At 40.1% G+C, this 19004-nt stretch carries 16 protein-coding genes; 4 read left to right on the top strand and 12 right to left on the bottom strand.

Translation table 11 applies throughout. The features are described 5' to 3' along the window. Positions 1-147 precede the first annotated feature (147 nt). The 4 genes from rplT to BGO84_RS05175 form a co-directional block, all read right to left on the bottom strand. Positions 148-492 (bottom strand): 50S ribosomal protein L20, encoded by a 345-nt coding sequence (gene rplT / locus BGO84_RS05190; protein WP_006798843.1) that lies wholly within the window; start codon positions 490-492, stop codon positions 148-150. 102 nt (positions 493-594) lie between these two features. Continuing rightward, positions 595-792 carry a 50S ribosomal protein L35 gene (gene rpmI, locus BGO84_RS05185; RefSeq protein WP_006843779.1) on the bottom strand — a complete coding sequence of 66 codons (198 nt, stop codon included), beginning with the start codon at positions 790-792 and terminating at the stop codon, positions 595-597. Between the two features lie 53 nt (positions 793-845). After that, positions 846-1469, bottom strand: a complete 624-nt coding sequence (gene infC, locus BGO84_RS05180; protein WP_252638338.1) for a translation initiation factor IF-3 — start codon at positions 1467-1469, stop codon at positions 846-848. Between the two features lie 223 nt (positions 1470-1692). Further along, positions 1693-2262 (bottom strand): DUF4468 domain-containing protein, encoded by a 570-nt coding sequence (locus BGO84_RS05175; protein ID WP_283686762.1) that lies wholly within the window; start codon positions 2260-2262, stop codon positions 1693-1695. Positions 2263-2541: 279 nt separating this feature from the next. Here BGO84_RS05175 and BGO84_RS05170 point away from each other — a divergent pair, with 279 nt between their 5' ends. Then, positions 2542-3003, top strand: coding sequence for a hypothetical protein (locus tag BGO84_RS05170; RefSeq protein WP_291028128.1), 462 nt, complete (start codon positions 2542-2544; stop codon positions 3001-3003). 115 nt (positions 3004-3118) lie between these two features. Here the strand turns inward: BGO84_RS05170 and thrS are convergent, their stop codons facing one another. Then, the gene (gene thrS / locus BGO84_RS05165; protein ID WP_135104640.1) at positions 3119-5071 is read right to left on the bottom strand and encodes a threonine--tRNA ligase; all 1953 of its coding nucleotides are present in this window, start codon (positions 5069-5071) and stop codon (positions 3119-3121) included. A gap of 682 nt (positions 5072-5753) precedes the next feature. Between thrS and BGO84_RS05160 the strand changes: the two genes are divergently transcribed. The 3 genes from BGO84_RS05160 to BGO84_RS05150 all read left to right on the top strand — a co-directional run bounded on the left by BGO84_RS05160 (position 5754) and on the right by BGO84_RS05150 (position 9847). Next, positions 5754-7691 (top strand): hypothetical protein, encoded by a 1938-nt coding sequence (locus BGO84_RS05160; RefSeq protein ID WP_291028126.1) that lies wholly within the window; start codon positions 5754-5756, stop codon positions 7689-7691. Positions 7692-7984: 293 nt separating this feature from the next. After that, a complete protein-coding gene (locus BGO84_RS05155) occupies positions 7985-9112 on the top strand; it encodes a Fic family protein (RefSeq protein WP_291028124.1) in 1128 nt (375 codons plus the stop codon). Between the two features lie 201 nt (positions 9113-9313). Next, positions 9314-9847 carry a hypothetical protein gene (locus BGO84_RS05150; protein WP_291028122.1) on the top strand — a complete coding sequence of 178 codons (534 nt, stop codon included), beginning with the start codon at positions 9314-9316 and terminating at the stop codon, positions 9845-9847. Between the two features lie 30 nt (positions 9848-9877). Here the strand turns inward: BGO84_RS05150 and BGO84_RS05145 are convergent, their stop codons facing one another. The 7 genes from BGO84_RS05145 to BGO84_RS05115 all read right to left on the bottom strand — a co-directional run bounded on the left by BGO84_RS05145 (position 9878) and on the right by BGO84_RS05115 (position 18967). Next, a complete protein-coding gene (locus BGO84_RS05145; RefSeq protein WP_291028120.1) occupies positions 9878-11938 on the bottom strand; it encodes a tetratricopeptide repeat protein in 2061 nt (686 codons plus the stop codon). Between the two features lie 109 nt (positions 11939-12047). Beyond that, a complete protein-coding gene (locus BGO84_RS05140) occupies positions 12048-14444 on the bottom strand; it encodes a polysaccharide biosynthesis tyrosine autokinase (protein WP_291028118.1) in 2397 nt (798 codons plus the stop codon). A gap of 49 nt (positions 14445-14493) precedes the next feature. Further along, positions 14494-15237, bottom strand: coding sequence for a polysaccharide biosynthesis/export family protein (locus tag BGO84_RS05135; protein ID WP_135104636.1), 744 nt, complete (start codon positions 15235-15237; stop codon positions 14494-14496). Position 15238: 1 nt separating this feature from the next. After that, positions 15239-16051, bottom strand: coding sequence for a polysaccharide biosynthesis/export family protein (locus tag BGO84_RS05130; RefSeq protein WP_006843790.1), 813 nt, complete (start codon positions 16049-16051; stop codon positions 15239-15241). An 11-nt stretch (positions 16052-16062) separates the two neighbouring features. Next, positions 16063-16626, bottom strand: a complete 564-nt coding sequence (def, locus tag BGO84_RS05125) for a peptide deformylase (RefSeq protein WP_283686754.1) — start codon at positions 16624-16626, stop codon at positions 16063-16065. Between the two features lie 7 nt (positions 16627-16633). Further along, positions 16634-17059 (bottom strand): Holliday junction resolvase RuvX, encoded by a 426-nt coding sequence (gene ruvX / locus BGO84_RS05120; RefSeq protein ID WP_006843792.1) that lies wholly within the window; start codon positions 17057-17059, stop codon positions 16634-16636. Positions 17060-17389: 330 nt separating this feature from the next. Further along, entirely contained in the window at positions 17390-18967 is a 1578-nt protein-coding gene (locus BGO84_RS05115; protein ID WP_291028117.1) for a RagB/SusD family nutrient uptake outer membrane protein, read from the bottom strand. Between the last annotated feature and the right edge of the window lie 37 nt (positions 18968-19004).

Raw genomic sequence — 19004 nt, 5'->3', positions numbered from 1 at the left:
CTTATCTGAGCTGCAAAAGTATAGCTTTTTTATACAATAACAAAATCAGCGATGAAGAAAAGCCCTATAATAGACAAACTCGATAATGTATAGAAACAAAAAAGCAACCACAGTGGGTTGCTTTTTCTTTGTATATAAAGATATTCTTTATTTTACTTTATCTACGATTGCTTTGAACGCTTCCGGATGGTTCATTGCAAGGTCTGCAAGAACTTTACGGTTGATCTCTACTCCATTCTTGTGAAGAGCACCCATCAGGCGAGAGTAAGACATACCTTCCAAACGTGCAGCAGCATTGATACGTTGTATCCAAAGTGCACGGAAGTTGCGTTTTTTAGCACGACGGTCACGGAAAGCATAGGTAAGACCTTTTTCCCATGTGTTTTTGGCTACTGTCCACACATTTTTGCGGGCTCCATAGTAACCTCTTGTTAATTTCAGAACTTTTTTTCTGCGGTTGCGCGAAGCAACATGATTGACTGATCTTGGCATAATTTACGTTGTTTTGAATGATAGCGGTTTTTTTATTTCAAAAACACTTTGCTGCATACATCCGGTTAATAAATCTTTAAAACTTGCTTTTAAGAAATACAATTATTTCATTCCCAACAATTGCTTAACAGACTTTTCGTCCACCTTGCTTACTGTTGTTGTGTGAGTAAGGTTTCTTTTCTGTTTTTTTGTTTTCTTAGTCAAGATGTGACTTTTGAAAGCATGTTTTCTTTTGATTTTTCCTGTTCCGGTAAGGGCAAACCTCTTTTTGGCACCGGAATTAGTCTTCTTTTTTGGCATCTCAGTTTATTAATTAAATTAATTTATATACGAATGCAATTCTTCCGAACTGCTTATTCTGCGCTTTTTTCTTCGTCCTCTTTCTTTTCCACTTTCACCTTTGGCTTATCTTCCTTCGGTTTAGCAGGAGCAGCCTTTGCAGGTGATTTTTTAGGAGACATCATCATGATCATTCTCTTACCTTCAAGTGCCGGCAACTGATCTACTTTTCCGTAGTCTTCGAGCTCGGTAGCAAAACGAAGCAACAACACCTCTCCTTGTTCTTTAAACAAGATAGAACGTCCTTTGAAGAACACATAAGCCTTTAGCTTTGAGCCTTCTTCGAGGAATCCTTTGGCGTGTTTCAACTTGAAGTTGAAGTCATGATCGTCGGTCTGTGGTCCGAAACGAATTTCTTTCACCACCACCTTCACCGATTTGGCTTTGGCTTCTTTCTGCTTTTTCTTTTGTTGATAGAGGAATTTCTGATAATCTGTAATCCTACACACAGGAGGTTCTGCTGTTGGAGAGATTTCAACGAGGTCAAGCTCAAGCTCATCAGCCAATCGTAAAGCCTCACCAATAGAGTATACCCCTTGCTCGACATTATCTCCGACTAAACGAACTTCTCTAGCTCGAATGTTATTATTGATCTTGTGTAACTCTTCTTTTTTTTGATTAAATCTATTGTTCCTCATTCAAAAAATGTTAGATTCTTTTCCTTTATTTTTTATTTATTTTTATTTTTAAAACAAAGCTGGGTGCAAAGGTAATAAAAAACTTATTGAATTTGTATAAATTTCCCTATCTTTTTAATTCAAAGGGGGATGTCTCCTATTCTTACTTATACATCCAAAATTGTCACAGCTTCATCACTTTAGTTTCAATTAATCAGATTTCGTTTTGTATAACGGCTCTTATTTACCAATTATCATTTACACTAGCTCCATCCGATTGAATGAAATCAATAAACATCTTCACTTCATTATTAAAATGGTCTTCAAGTTTTTGCTTTTCATTTTTCATCAAAAGTTTTCCCTTATTATCAAAAATAGCCCAGCCTTTCATTTTACTGGCAGCAATATAAAACTCATTGCCACCCTCCTCGAAGGTTAAACTCAGAGTTGTGATATTATACCGAACACGTCCATCACGGAATCTCATTTCTATCTGATAAGCACCATTTATTTTGAGACTAACCAGCATTTTAGAAAAGCTGAATATCGTTGGGTAATAAAGACTATATCGCAAATAATCTCCATCTAAGTCGGATTTTATTGCAAATTTGGGATTCGACATTTTTTCATTTACATACCGCTTAGACATACTATACAAGTCTGATGCAGATTTTCCGTCAACAGGAATAACTAAAAAGTCTTTCGATGTATCAGCAGCGTCTCTCAACCCTTCGGGGGTTAATTCAAATTGTTGCGAAAAACAGGATAATGAGATCACTCCCAAAATGAGTGTAATTAATAAAGTTTTTTTCATTGTTTTGTCTTTTATGTTTGCATTAAAAAACTAATATACGAAATAAAACCTTAAATACCGCATGAACAGACAAACTTAGCCAAAAAGCAGGATCAAATTACACTCTATATATTACAGTATATATAATGTAACCCTTAGAGCATCATCGGCATATCCATAAAACGATGAGAATGCAAAGAGTAAGTAGCAAAGATTAAACTACACAAAATCGTACTCTTGCCTTATCGTATCTAATCGGAAATTGTTAACTTTATCAAAAGAATGAATAAAATACGCTAGATGAAAAACATTTTACCTTACGAAAACATTGTATACGAGACTCATCTGTCCGAAAATGATATACAAAATAGAATAAACGACATTATCAGAATACAGAATACGTACAAAGGATACTCCACAAGTAATGCATTTGAGATAAAACGCAATATAAATTATCAGAATTCTTTTTCACCTAAAATCAAAGGCGAATTTCACAACGAATGGGGCAAGACCATAATCAGAGTAAAAATGAAACTTCCTAGTTATGTTATTATTTTTTTGGGCTTCTGGTTCTCATTCATTATTCTCATCGGTATCTTGTTTCCTTTTTTAATAAAGGTGAATGAGTTCGGCATATTTTCTTTAATTCCTTACGTAATGTTGATTATGGGATGTGCATTAACGATAGGAGCATTTAAGTTTGAAAGCATCAGAAGCAAAAAAGACTTACAGCAAATATTCGAGGCAACGATAATTAAGTGAATGCTCTCAGAATTGAAACAACAAGAAAGCTGAAATCTTGTACAAATACAAAGAGTCCCAAAAGTTCTTATAACTTTTGGGACTCTTTTATATTACGTAGTAAAAATGACGACGCTTAAGCCTGCTGTTCCCAAGCATTCATCATCTGTTCCATTTCTTCATTTAGCTGTGCGGCAAAGTTTACAAACTTCATCGAGCCTTTATCGCCGTCACCTTGTTTGCGGATCGAAACCTCTTCACTTTCGGCTTCTTTCTCTCCCACAATCAGCAAGTAAGGGATACGCTTCAATTCGTTGTCACGGATTTTGCGTCCAATCTTTTCGTTACGGTCGTCGACCTGCGAACTGATACCCTGTTGCTTGAAATAGTGAGACACACGGTGAGCATAGTCGTTAAACTTCTCGCTGATAGGCAATATCACCACCTGATCGGGAGCAAGCCACAATGGGAATTTTCCTGCTGTATGCTCTATTAGCACGGCAATGAAACGCTCCATCGACCCAAACGGTGCACGGTGAATCATCACCGGACGGTGTTTTTGGTTGTCGGCTCCTGTGTATTCGAGTTCGAAACGCTCCGGAAGGTTGTAGTCTACCTGTATTGTTCCCAACTGCCAACGGCGACCCAATGCGTCCTTCACCATAAAGTCGAGTTTAGGGCCATAGAATGCCGCTTCGCCAAGTTCTACACGTGCCGGCAAGCCTTTTTCTTCGCAGGCTTCTATAATGGCACGCTCTGCTTTTTCCCAGTTTGCATCGCTACCGATATATTTTTCACGATTATTAGGGTCTCTGAGCGAGATTTGTGCTTCAAAGTTTTCAAAATTAAGAGCCTTGAAGATGATAAATACAATATCCATCACTTTGAGGAACTCTTCTTTGAGCTGCTCAGGTGTACAGAAAATATGCGCATCGTCCTGAGTAAACCCACGCACCCTTGTCAGTCCGTGAAGCTCGCCACTTTGCTCGTAACGGTATACAGTACCAAACTCTGCCATACGCAAAGGCAGGTCACGATATGAGCGTGGAACAACTTTGTATATTTCGCAGTGATGAGGACAGTTCATCGGTTTCAACAAGAACTCCTCTCCTTCTTCCGGTGTATGTATCGGCTGGAAAGAATCCTGTCCGTATTTTGCATAGTGCCCCGAAGTCACGTAAAGCAATTTACTACCGATATGCGGTGTCATCACCTGTTGGTATTCGAATCTCTTCTGTATCTTCTTCAGGAAGTCTTCGAGTTTCAAGCGCAACTGTGTACCACGAGGCAACCACAATGGAAGGCCTTTACCCACATTTTCGGAGAAGGCAAACAGTTCAAGCTCTTTTCCTATCTTGCGGTGGTCACGCTTCTTAGCTTCTTCGAGCATCAGAAGATACTCGTCGAGCATTTTCTTTTTAGGGAAAGTGATACCGTAAAGACGTGTCAGCTGCTTGCGCTTTTCGTCGCCACGCCAGTATGCACCCGCCGCACTAAGTATCTTCACTGCCTTGATATACGATGTATTGGGCAAGTGAGGGCCACGGCAAAGGTCGGTAAATACCCCTTGTGTATATGTTGTAATGGTTCCGTCCGCGAGGTCGTTGATAAGTTCTACCTTATACCCCTCGTTACGGTCGCCAAACATTTTGAGCGCATCGGTCTTTGTTATACTCTGACGTTTGATCTCTTCCTTATTGGCTATCAGCTCCATCATTTTAGCTTCGATCTTATGAAAATCGGCATCTTTGACAGGTGTATCACCAAAGTCTATATCATAATAGAATCCATTCTCGATGGCAGGGCCTATCCCAAATTTTGCATGAGGGTAAAGTATCTGCACCGCTTCGGCCATAAGGTGTGCCGACGAATGCCAGTATGCATGCTTTCCGTCTTCATCTTCCCATTTCAGCAATTCGATCGTCGCATCCGTATCTATTGGTCTTGTTAAATCCCAAACCTCCCCGTTTACCTTTGCGGCAAGCACGTCTTGCGCCAAACGGGAACTGATACTCTCAGCAACCTGCATAGATGTTGTTCCTTTTTCGAATTCTCTTACGGAACCATCCGGAAATGTAATTTTAATCATATTCGTCTTTCTCTTTTTTTAGTTATGCAGCTCCTACAAATAAGCTGCTTTCCAGAACTTGCAAAAATAAACATTTTTTACAGATTAATATAATTAGCCATCACAGATTTTATTCAATTCCACTATTTACGCCCCGCATCCATCTTTCCGAAACCTACGTTATTGAAGCCTTCTTCATAAACTCTTCTTATATATTTAGTTATATGATTATTAAAGGGTTGTTTTTTTATATAATAATATTATCTTTGCATAATATTTGTGACAAACATTTATTAAACGAGGCAACACAAGTCGGTAATACGGAAGACTTATTTATGAATTCTGACCAGAACAATATGTTTATTGAGCATATATTTCTTTCTGATGATGCACAAGATATGTTTATTTCATTGGTAGCATAAAGTCGGTTTACATATAATTTTTCTTTATTTTCAATCCACTTACTTCTCTTTTATTTGTCATAAACAAATTAGACATAAAACTTTACAAAAGTGTATACTAAACAAATACTGTATTTTATAAAAATTAAAATCTTATTCCTCTGTCTCTATGCCAGAGAATAAATAGCACGACTTGCAATTTTCATAAAAAAGAAAAAAGCGATAAAAAAAATAGATACTTACAACAAACAAGACTATGCGATTATACACGATTATTGATAAAACTTAAAATTGAAAACTACATGAAGCAGACAAACATGAGACAAATGCCAAAACGCATATCCTTCGGGGTATTATTATTGCTGATAGCAATTTTCTGCACAAATCTGACAACAAATGCACAAGTAACCATTGGTTCGGGTGAACCTTCTGCTACCGGAGCATTATTGCAGCTGAAAGATAAAGACAATATTATTGATGGTACAGCCAATGCCTCCAAAGGGTTAGCCTTACCACGTGTAAACCTCTCACAGAAGAACCAGCTCTTCCCTATGTTTTTGAAAGATTCGAGCAATCCGACTTCCGGACCTAGCGATGATTATGCAGCAAACAAGACGGGCATAGATCAGATGCACACCGGACTGATTGTATATAATCTGGTAGAAGACGACGATAAGGAACTGTGTATGGGACTAAACCAATGGGACGGTGAAAAATGGAATTGCTTCGAATCTAAGCTTGGTAACGCCGTTGTAGAAATAGGGAATTGCGACTCGTTGACTTTTGCGGGGATATACCAAAACAATGTATCGCTAAACGCAAGCAATTACATGACTATACCATTGCACGTAACAAAGGCAGGGGCATACAATATAATTACAATGCCCGACCCGTCTAACGGCTATTACTTTACTGCTTCAGGCGTTTTCCTGACTACGGGTTATTATTACCTTTCTATCCCCGGTGCAGGAACACCAACCAACCATACAGTAGGAACAGCAGGTGATCTCATAAAAATAACATTTAACGGAAAACAACTGACCACTTGCGACCCTTTGCGTATCAATGTGGAAGACTCTTCGGTGAAACCTGTTTACAATATGTCTTGTAGTGCCACTAAGGTGAGAGGTGTATACGAGCTAAATAAACCGCTCGACCCCGATGCAAACTACATTGAAGTGACATTGAATGTAACAGCCCCATACGGAGCAACCTACTCCATTGAAACAAACACAGTAGATGGCATTTACTTCAAAGGCTCGGGTCTGCTAAGTACTGCCAGCCAAACAGTAAAACTTCAAGGCTATGGTACTCCCACCAGTGTAGAAAACAAGGTAATGACAATCACATCCAACAGTTCTTCAAATGCTTCCACCTGTAAGGCAACCGTTGTAGTAAGCTATCCTACAAAATCGGTATTTGCGTTCGGATATTATGAAAATACAGCCGGATATCTAGGTCAGCCCGGATCGGGACTAAGAAAAATGATGGATGCTTCTGTCAACTTTGGTAATACAGAAAACAGCACCGTTAAGATAGTACCTTATTCAGCGAATCAAACGTTCTATCCGTACAATGTTGTAAGCGGAGGAGCGGCCTACAATACAGCTACCGTTAAAAGCTATCTGGATACAAAACCCGATATTGTTATTACAGGTTTTGACCTCGACCCTCTCGATAAAGCAACTATGGCAAGCAATTTGGTCGATTATCTGAAAAAAGGAGGTGTCCTTATCTTTGTATGCGAACGTCAGGCAATGGTGAAAGCTTTTTTTGAAGCTCTGTATCCGGGATATACCATCACGGCAGACTGGACAACAACCAATGTGATGTCTCTTAACTTTGTGAATGACGACGTTGTGAATGGTCCGTTCGGCGATATACGTGGGCTTTTGTGGGGTAATGACAGTTATGGTGCTTCGGGTGCTCAAGGCTTACCTGATGATGACGATATAGTAATTATATCTAAAAACAACAGTGGAACACCAATGATATTGAAGCACAAAAGATACAACCTCCTCTTCATCAGTGAGGGCGGATTTGCAGCCAACTTCAATGGTACGACAGGATCAGGAGCGGGTGGATCGGCCTCTACATATCCTCTAGCTATCGATGCCAGCTTCAAACCTACCACGCGTACGGGATGGACCGGAGGTAATGTAGAAAATGCACGACTTATGGCAAATGCCTTAGCTTGGGCAATCAAGCAAGCACAATTTAATGGGATAAATACACCGTAAATTTGTATTATTGAAGAAGTGGGGACAAACACTTCTACTGCATATTAGAAAGAAGCCTGTATATAAACAGGCTTCTCTTGTTTTTTAGGGGATAGATTATAGAATAATCGAAGACAGTATATTTTCGCTGCTTCTGAATAAAATAATTAATGAAGATTTACGCTTTAAAAGGAATGATTCTTATGCATAGTTGAAAAGTAATTAGAATAACAAACATATAAAAAATAAAACAAATTTATTTTTCATTTTTATTCTGTATCTTCGAAACATAACTATTTAAGTAAGACTAAGGCATGAATTACATTATACCCAAATTACCACTAGATATAGATATTGAAACAAAAGCCATTCTAAAACAATCAAATGCAGCTAACAGAAAATTAGCTGAATTAAAAGGTGTTGCCCTTACTATTCCGAATGAGAATATCCTTATCAATACTCTTTCATTACAAGAAGCAAAGGATAGTTCGGCTGTAGAAAATATTATTACCACAAATGATGAACTCTTCAAAGGAGATCTAGACATAGAAAAGACTGCTTACGTCGTATCAGCTGCGACAAAAGAAGTTTTAAATTATGCCCATGCTTTAAAATCAGGATTTAATCTTGTTCGAGGCAGACATATATTAACAAATTCTTATATCAAACATATCCAAGAGCTGTTGGAAGAGAACAAAGCCGGGTTTAGAGCTGTACCGGGAACCACGTTGAAAAATCAGTTTAAAGAAGTTGTATATACGCCGCCACAAGATAAAATACAAATCGAGGAGTATATGAGAAATTTAGAGGCATATATTAACGACGACACTTTGTCTGATGTGGATCCACTCATAAAGATGGCAATCATACACCATCAGTTCGAAAGTAGTCATCCTTTCTATGATGGGAATGGACGTACAGGGCGAATAATCAACATATTATATTTAGTAATAAAAGGCTTGCTTGACTTGCCAATTCTTTACCTCAGCCGTTATTTCATACGAAACAAAGCTGAATATTATTCCCTGTTGCAAGGAGTAAGAGATAATAACCAATGGGAAGAATGGATACTCTTTGTACTCAAAGGAGTAGAACAAACAGCCTCACAAACTATAGAGTTGGTAAAAAACATATCACTTCTTATGATACAATATAAGCAAGATATGAGACCATTATTAGGAAAAGCTTACAATCACGAGCTTTTGAACAATTTATTCAATCATCCATATACTAAGATTGAATTTGTTACTAAAGACTTGAATGTTACACGAATTACAGCAACCGGATATTTAGAAAAACTGGTAAGGGCAAATTTATTAACTAAAATAAAAATAGGAAAATATAATTATTACCTGAATATGCCTTTGATCGATTTACTGATAAATGTTAGTGATGAAGCTCCTCCTCTATACAGCGACCAAATAGAATCGGTGAATAACTAAACAATAAACATAAAAAGACCCAAAATCTATATATGTCAAGAACCACATGTATAGAAAAAGGGCAAAAACTATACATGATAGTCATAACATGTATAGAAAAGTGCTAAAATCTATACATGACAAGTTTGCGTTCTAAGAATATCGACTGTAGGCTATGCTTCAAATAAAAAAAAGAAACCTACTTAGCTTCAAAAAAACGATATGGAACACTACAAACTAGAATATCGAAACGACACCATACGCTTACGAATAACAACTCCCCCAAAGCCGAGTTGTGCAACTACAGATTTGGGGGCGACTGCATCAGTAATAATTTTATTACCAATTGTGGCGGGACTGTTAATATTGGATGAAATAACCTTTGGGTTTACACTCAGAGTTCTACTTTCGTGGCTGATAGCTGCATATTTCGTCAGGATGTTTTTATGGAATAAGTATGGCGAGGATGTCTTTATTATACAAGGGAAAACAATGGAGTCATACAACGACTACAAACTCTTTAAAGACAACCACAAAACAATCAGCTTCAACAAGATGCATGTGCTATATTTTGTAGATGATGAATGGTTTTATGCCAGTGAATGGAAAAGAATAAAAAACATGGATGAAAACCAACTAAGTGAGCTCGGTTTTCTCATCAATAAAGAAGTCATAACCTCTCACCGACAAATCCCCGTCGCAGATATAATAAAAATTAGCTCCGAACTCGGAGCTAATAAAAGGTTTATTATTTGATTTCAATTGAGTTACTTAATAAGGAGAAGACTACTCGGTCATACGCTTGATAATACTATAAGCTTCTATCACACCAAGCTCTCCTGCTTTGCGCATATCATCCAAAGCACGGTCTTTGTCCTTGATCTGGAAGCGTGCCAACCCACGATTATAGTATGCTTCGGCAAACTGAGAGTCGCGTCTGATGGCTTCGTTATAGTCTAAGATTGCCGCACGGAAGTCATTTTGCTTGTAGCGTATTTCCGCCCTGTTGTAGTAAGCATATACAAACTCAGGGTTAAGTTCTATAACCTTGCTGTAGTTCTTCACAATGAGGTCGTACTCCATCTTTCCCGGATCGAGCATCGATGCTCCTGCACCTGTCAAGGTAGCATCTTTCTTCGCATTAGCTCCTGTCAAAGAAGAAAGGGCATCGGGCTGTTCCGATTTCTTATCATATTCAGGAACGTTCTCTTTCAACTCCAATTGCTTGGTATATACCACCGCCAAGTCGAAATAAGCCAACGTAAATCGAGGATCGAGAGCAATCGCCTTATTGAAATTTTCGATAGAGTTGCCAAAGTCTTGGACTAGCATGTAATCCAATGCACGAGCATAGTACAACTCGGCATTCGCAGGGCTTTCCTCTATCCGTTTCGACAGTTCGTTTATCGACCAGAAATGATCCGCTATCTGAGGCTCATTCAGAGCGGCCTCGCTATTGGTTATCCTCAATTTTTTTGGCAATGTAGACTTGCGGTTAAGACCGTCTACCAACTGGCTATAATATACAAAACGTCTGATGTCGTTCGGTTTTTCGTAATAAGTAATCACAAAACGAGGTTCGAGCTCAAGGCGCACTTGCTTATTCTGAATACGTCCACGAGAGTTACTTTCGTACTTGCTCTTTTCTTCGTCTTTTTTATCGGCAACAACAAGCAAATTAAATTTATCGATATCCTTGTCTGATGTTTCCCTTGTCTTAGCCTCCTCTTCGGTAATGCCCTTGGCAGCCATTTCTTTATTCTTTCGGGCCTCTTCGTTTCGGGCATAATTGAAGTCACGTTCCGCACCCTTCAGGTCGTTTTGCCTCCGTTTGATTTCGCCCCTGCTATAAAATCCATGATAAAACTCGGGATACTGGGCAAGCACCACATTGAGGTCGGCAATCGCTCCATTGTAGTCGCCGATGTTACTCTTTATCAGAGACCTGTTGAAGTAGGCAATATAATTGTTAGGCTCAAACTTGAGTACTACATCGAAGTCGGCAATGGCGCGGTTATCATCACCTACCTGTGCACGTAGCAAGCCTCGGTTGAAGCGAGCAATTATATTGTTTGCATCAAGCTCTATAACCTTGTCGTAGTCGGCCATAGCACCACGAAGGTCGTTTTTGGAATAACGAATAAGCCCCCGGTTGATATAGTTTCCCGATTGGAGAGGTTCTATCTTTATGGCTTCGTCTAAGTCCGCCAAAGCCTTATCATAGTCTTTCTTATAGTAATGGAGCAATCCTCGCATAGAATACGACTGAGCCATATACTTATCCTGCTTGATGGCTTCATTGTAGTTTTCGAAGGCCTGAATGGTATCTCCTTTTTCCTGATACATGGCTCCACGTGTCAGATACCCCTGAGTATATGTCGGGTATATGCGAAGCAGCTCGTTCAGATATTTCTCGGCTTGGTCATAATCTTTCTTCTGAATGTTGACAATACCCATATTTACGAGCGTAAACTTATCGTTCGGATAGTTATCCAAAGACACTTTATAATCTTCCAACGCCCCGTCGTAATTATTCTGATTTTGACGGGCATCGGCTCTCAACTGATATGCCTTCGATATAAACGGATTTCGCTCCAATGCCAGCGTACAATCGTCTTCCGTTCCTTTAAAGTCGTCGAGATAATATTTTGCGATTGCCCTGTAAAAATAAGGCTCGGCAAGATACGGCTTTGCTTTTATCACCTGATTGAAATACTGAATAGCAAGCACGTAATCTTCATAATAAAGCGAATTTCGGCCAATGAGGATTACTCTATCCGTATTTATTTGGGCAAAACTAGACAGACTGCTGAATAAAAGGAATATTGAGAATAGAAACTTTTTCACGATTATAGTGTATTAATCAACGATTGGCAAATATATGAATAATACATTAACAAAAAAGAAGAGAGACCGTTGGAGCCTCTCTTTTTTATATTTTTTAGTTTTTCGAAATTTAACTTTCAAAATAGTCGTCGTGATAATACGAATTCTTCTTCAGATAGTACGTCTTGTCACCATAGTAGCGTGATGTTCCATAATAACCTTCCCTACCCTTCACATCGTTGAACACCAAGGCTATGTTTTCCACACCATCGAACCCAAGTTGTGTAATCACGCTCTTGAAGAACGCCTTGTTGGTTTTGGCTCGGCGCACCACAAACAGCGTTGTATCGGCCATAGAAGAAAGAATGTAGGCATCGGAAACAAGACCTACCGGACTACAGTCTACAATAACATAGTCGTATTCTTCTTTCAGGTGTTCCAACAGTTGCTTTGTTTTGGCAGTCTTGATCAGCTCACTCGGATTAGGAGGCAGCGTTCCGGCTGGGATAATATCGAATCCATAGTCGGGGTGCGAAATGATGATCTCGTCCAAAGTAACTTGCCCTATCAGATAGTTGGATATTCCCTTTTGTGCGTCGATCTGTAGTGTTTTTCCTACCGAAGGACGTCTGAGGTCGAGATCGACGATAATTACCTTCTTACCCATCAACTGGTATACAGAAGCCACATTGGTAGCGATAAACGTTTTACCATCGGCAGGCTCGGTAGAGGTAACCAATATGGTGATTTTATTTTCACGCTGAGCCATATATTCTATGCGTACACGCATATTGCGGAACGATTCGGCAAAGCTCGATTTGGGGAAATTCTTCACCAGCACGACACCGCCGGCGAGCTTTTTCGAGATATTCTCGATAGTCCCGATAACAGGCAATCCTGATATTTTTTCACATTCCTCTTTAGAAGTGATCGCAAAGTTGAGAACCTCTTCTTTGACTACGACAAAGATCAACGGAATAACCAAAGCTATCATCAGGAAGTACATATAATTTTTGCTCTTCTCGCCCGTGTTCATTGCTCCGCCAACCATACGTGGATATTCCCATATAAAGTTGTCGGGTGTATTGGATGCTCTTTGTATCTTGGCTTCATACTGCCTTTGGGTAAGAAACTGGTGATACATCTCGTTGACATTGTATTCTCGCTGATATTTTATCAGGTCGCGCTCCTGAGGAGGCAGGTTGTCGAGCTTGAGATCGAGATTCTGATATTTCTTCACCAAAAGGTCTTTCTGATCCTGAAGCTTCACCTGAATAAGTTGCAGCTCTCTCAATATCTGCACACGGCTCTCGTTCAGCTTGTTGATAGCCGTCATATAAATCGGGCTCTTAGGCCCTAAGTTCTTCGATTTTCTAAGCTCCTGATTATATTCCTCAACGTATCTCGACAATTTTATTTCGTCTGTCAACCCTATACTTATAGGATCTATCAGCTCTGCACTACCCATAATTCCTTCTTTGATCTTCTGTGTAGTAAACAGTACTGTTTTTTCTCGCATCGCCACCTGATCTCTATCCACATCGGCAACATCAAGCTCCCGCCTCACAGTAGCCGAAGACACCTCATATACTCCCGTCTCTTTCTGGAATCGTTCGAGCTTGAGGCGTGATATATTCAGCGAGTCGTTGATAACGGTTATCTGGGCATCAAGGAACTTGATTGTCAGATCAGCCTGTTGATTTTTCAAAGCCAGATTATAATCCTGAAATTCATCCAAAAGAGCTTTCAGATAATCCATATCCTTAGCCGGATCTGTTCCGTACATACTGACGGTAAGAGCGGTGGAGTTTTCGGTTTTGAGGGCAGTAGACACCCGTCCGCTATACATCCCTGTGAGTTGGCTATTGGTAAAGAAGCGGAAACTAAAGGGCAGAAAGTCGTGCTTGAAATTCTTCGTTTTACGAATCGTCCCTTTAAAGAATTTATTCTCTACAGGACTATCAAACACTACATTGAAGGCTTCTTCGGGTTCTCCGTCCAAGCCATCCTTGTAGCTCACACGTATCTGGCTATCGCTAACGTATGCCACATCAAAGACTTTGCTGTACGCCTGAGGCGTAATATCTGTTTCGAGGCTGTCGATAACAATTTCGATAGGCGAATCGGTGTAAAGGCTGATATATTTAAACCTTGTCTGGATAAAGTAGTCGATATGCATCTTCTTCGACAGGTTCTTTACCGTTCTTTCGGTAAGCCCGTACGATTCCAATACAATCTGCTGATTTTCGGTATTACGCAAGATACTTCCCAGCGGCACTGCTCCCGATATCATACTCGACCCCCGGTCTTCGAGTATTATCATAGCCTGAATTCCGTAGAAAGGCACCCACGATTTATTTTTTATAAATGCGTATGCCATAAACAGCGCTATAGAAATAACAAAGAGATACCAGTATTTCAATATGCGGTAAAACCAAAGTACGAAGTCGAAAGACAAAGTCGTCTTGGCCTTTATCTCTTCGAAATACGGATCCGTATCAGCTCCAGGTTTATTATTTATGTCCATCGTAAAAAAGTATTTGTGCTAGAAAGGGTTGCTTTTGTATTTATATCGATCACCAGCGATACATCACCGTATACACGAGGAATGTAAGAGGGATCATCATCGTTGCCGCAAACGAGCCTAACGATTCTATATTAAAGAACGAATTCTTGTTTGTAGGGAAATATATCAGGTCGTTGGGGCGTATATAGTAAAACTCGGACTGAATCACATCCTGGGTTCTGAGGTCGAAAGTTTTTACTATCGAATTTCCCAAAGCGTCTCTACGGATGATACTTACCTTCGACAAATCCATCGTACCCGTAGTCTGCTGCGATATGGCCAATGCCTGATAAATGGTCATATTATCTTTATAAACAGAATAGAAGCCCTGTTTGTTAGACGCAAGTATATAAAAATAGTTGCTTGACAATGTCACTTTTACCTGTGCATCGAGGATAGACTCCTGTATCAGCTTCTGGATAATATCTTCTGCCTCCTGAACCGTACGGCCTGCGACCTTCACTTTGCCGAAGAAAGGGAGAATAACTGTACTGTCGCTGTATATGGTATATGCTTTGAGAGCATTCTGATTGGGACCCACCACCGAGTTGAAAGCACGGAATACTTCTTCGTCGCTGGTAGAGATAGAGCATGATATTTTATCATCCACAGCCAACCTGTATTCGGTATAGGGCTGTAGAGGATATTGCAAGTTGATATTTTGCAGATAATTTATTTCTTCGCTCGAGATGCAGGAAGAGAATATACCAACCATCATCAAACCGGATAACATGTAATATATTATAGCCTTCATATCAAAATACTCTAAGTGTAAATACAATAACCCCGGCCACTGATGTCAGCAAACCGAACAAACCGGCAAAAGAAGTGGTTGTACCAAGAAACTTACGTTTCATCTGAGGGATATACAACACATCATTGGGCTGTATATAGTAATATTCCGAATCTATGATATCCTTGCTTCGGAGGTCGAATGTTTTTACGGTAGAGCCTGTTTCCGTCTGGCGGATAATGCTCACTTTCGATCTGTCGGCGTATGCCCCTATCGTGCTTGCTATAGAGAGAGCCTGATAGATAGTCATAGTGGTACTGGGCATGTGTATGCGATTTGCCCCCGCTTCGCCAAGTATGCTGAAGTATCTGTTGTAGAGAGACACTTCGGCAGTAGTTCCGTCGGCATAGGCATTCAGCTTGTTGGATATAACATTCCTTATTTCGAGCATCGTTTGCCCTTGCACATACACCTTACCGATGTAGGGAAATGTTATCGTTCCGTCGGCATATACGGTTACAGGAGGCACTCCGGCTGCATCGTCGAGACCCCTTGTCTGCGAGTAAGCGTCTACACCTGTACGCTCGCTGATACCTTGCCCCGAAAAACGAGGGGTATAGGCCGAAAACATGGCTTTGGTTTGTTCATCCCATGCATATACAACAATGCTGAGTTGGTCGCCCGGTATCACACGATATTGATCGGGCTTGACTGACGTTTCGGGATATTTAAGTTTTATGTCTTGTAAAAAGTCTGTGTCCTTGTTTGTTACACAAGAGCTAAGACTGTAAAAAATAGAAACAAGTATTAAAAATACCTTGATCACACTTTTCATAATAACAGGTCTTAGTTTTTTGTTTGCACCGGTTTTACTCTATATCGGCAATTTGTCCTCCCCTTTAGTAGGTTATTTAATTTAGATTTTATCAATTGTTTTCTGATGCCCGAGATAAGGTCTACAAACAGTACGCCTTCTATATGGTCGTATTCGTGCTGAATGCAACGTGCGAAGAAATCCTCATACACCTCGTCGTGAGCTACAAAATTTTCGTCGAGATACTGAATGCGGATTCTCTCTTTACGCTCCACCATTTCGTTGATTCCCGGTATGCTGAGGCATCCTTCTTCCAACTTCACAGGCTCGCCTGACTCTTCTACTATCCGAGGATTGATAAACACTTTCTTAAATCCTGCGTATTTGGGTTCATCTTCGGCCAGCGGCTCGAGGTCTATCACAAAAAGGCGAATAGCCAATCCTATCTGAGGTGCTGCCAGTCCGATGCCATCGGCATTGTACATGGTTTCGAACATATTGCCGATAAGCGTTTCCAGATTTGGGTAATCTTTTGTAATATCTTCTCCGACTTTCCTAAGCACCGGATGTCCGTATAAGTATATTGGTAATATCATTGTTTAATTATTTGCTTTGTAATCGTAAACTTTCCATATACCCTTGCAGTATAATAGTTGCACTGATCTCGTCTACAAGGCTTTTGTTCTGTCTGTCTGTTTTCTTTAATCCTGCGTCCAGCATTGTTTTGTGTGCCAAGGCTGAAGTGAACCGCTCATCATAATATTCTATCTGCATATCGGGATAGAGAGATTGCAATTTCTTAACAAATGGGCGGATGTGCTTCATGTTCTCCGAATATTCGTTATTCATTTGTTTTGGCAAACCCACAATGATGCGCTCTACATCTTCTTTCTGCAAATATGTTTTCAGATAATCCAAAAGAGTATGGGTGGGCACGGTAGTCAGTCCGTTAGCTATTATCTTAAGTGTATCCGATACTGCGATACCTGTCCGCTTTGTTCCATAATCCAGAGCTAAATATCTTCCCATATTATTTCGGCAAAGGTAGAAAAAATATTTATTTCCCTCTAATATAAAGAAGTAAATATAATAAGCGTGTCATTTCTTTTGACTGCTTCATCTTTTTCGCAGCATAATTTAGACACCGACTAATCAATCATCTCTACATTTGTAACATCACGAAACAACAATTGTTTTCGGTCGGCATGCAAATCGTAACAATACAAGTCTTTCTTAAAATATATACAGGCAGCAAGAACGAGTCTTACTGCCTGTACTAATCCGAAATCCAATATTAAATCTATCAGATGCCGAAACGGGCATTTACATATAAAAGGGCAATCATCTTTCTTTTACCTTTTACCATCCTTTGTTCGGGTTCTTATCCCACCATAGTTTTGTACTATAGTTATCTTGTCCGCCTAGCAGTTTCACAGCCTCGTTGTAGTTCTGTGTATTATTGTTCTGCTCATCAGGCGGGAACGGAATACGAGAAGCGAATCTTGTTTTCAGATTTGCATCGGTATTCGAATTTAACAATACAGGGAAGAAACGTGGATATCCGGTACGGCGTTGTTCGCTCCATGCTTCTTGTCCCAGCGGATACATTGCAATCCACTTCTGAGTGATAACTCTCTCCAATTTGGTTTCGAACGGATCTGCATCATTCCATTTTATTGTAATCGTGCTTATGGCTTTTGCTGCCAACGCAGGATCAGGATCGTTGTAGTCGCCCGGTTTGCTTACTGCATCTTGCAGGTATGCATCGGCACCGCTTGCCAACCACTGAGAGAACGACAGCTTAACGCCTTCTTCATAAAGCTCTTTAGCTGTACCACCCATATCCCAGCCTCTTAGTGCTCCTTCGGCTCTTAGGAATGCTACTTCCGAAGCAGGAAGCCACAATGTTGGTGCTGTTTGGGTATAAGTAGCAGACGAATATTTATCGGCCCAGTCTTTTCCCGGAACAGCAATACCTGTTCTCAAACCAAGATATTCAGGACCATTTGCCACCTGACTTTTTGTAAAATATCTGGACAAACGGGGATCGCTATAGCCCGACAGATAGGCGATAATATCGGCACAAGCTCGCGAGTCGCCCCATGATGTCGTTACTGTCCAGATTGGATTTTGAGGGAATGCATTCTGTGCAATATCATTATTGCTTACAATTACTCCCAACGTATGTTTTACGGCTTCTTCTGCTTTTTGTTTAGCAAGTTCAGGATTTGCATATACGATACGCATTGCCATACGAAGCTTAAGCGAGTTAGCATATTTTATCCATTTGGTAAAATCTCCGCTATATACTTTGTCAAACTTAGCCATCGCCGTATAGTTCGGGTTGGCAGCAACAAATGTTGTAAGCTCGGCAATAGCAGCATCCAGATCGGTAAGCATATTTTTGTATACATCTTCCTGACTATCGTAAGCCGAACCAAGGCTTCCACCACCCACTTTGGAGTAAGGGATAGGTCCGTACAGGTCTGTGATACGTTGCATAGATGTAACACGCAATATCTGAGCCCATGCATAAAGAGGTCCTTCGCCTTTGGTTTGCTCCTTCACTTGTGTCCATCCTCCGTATACTTTTTCGAAAGCATCCTTAAACGGAGAGTTGATCCATCCGGCAGGCGCATTGAACGTAGAGAAGTTTGAAGACCATGTATTTGCAATAGACAGATAGCGTCCGTATGGGTCACCGATAAGGTTTTCGCCCATCTGGTAAGCATTTTCCTGTGCAGGGTATGCATAATTCAGCATCTGAGGGAAAAATGCACCAAGCTTGTAGTAACCTTCAAGAATTTCCTTGTCGGTAGGTTGAGCAGGATTTCTGTTCATGTCTTCGAAATTGTCGGTACATGATACCAAAACAAGTGAGCACAACAGTGCTGAAGCAAGTCCTGTTTTTATCTTTTGAAATATATTGTTATTCATAATTTTAACTTTTAATATTGTATGAACAATAATCGTA

Source organism: Dysgonomonas sp. 37-18 (assembly GCF_001899125.1).
Classification (GTDB): domain Bacteria; phylum Bacteroidota; class Bacteroidia; order Bacteroidales; family Dysgonomonadaceae; genus Dysgonomonas.
This window is presented reverse-complemented; position numbering and strand designations above follow the sequence as displayed.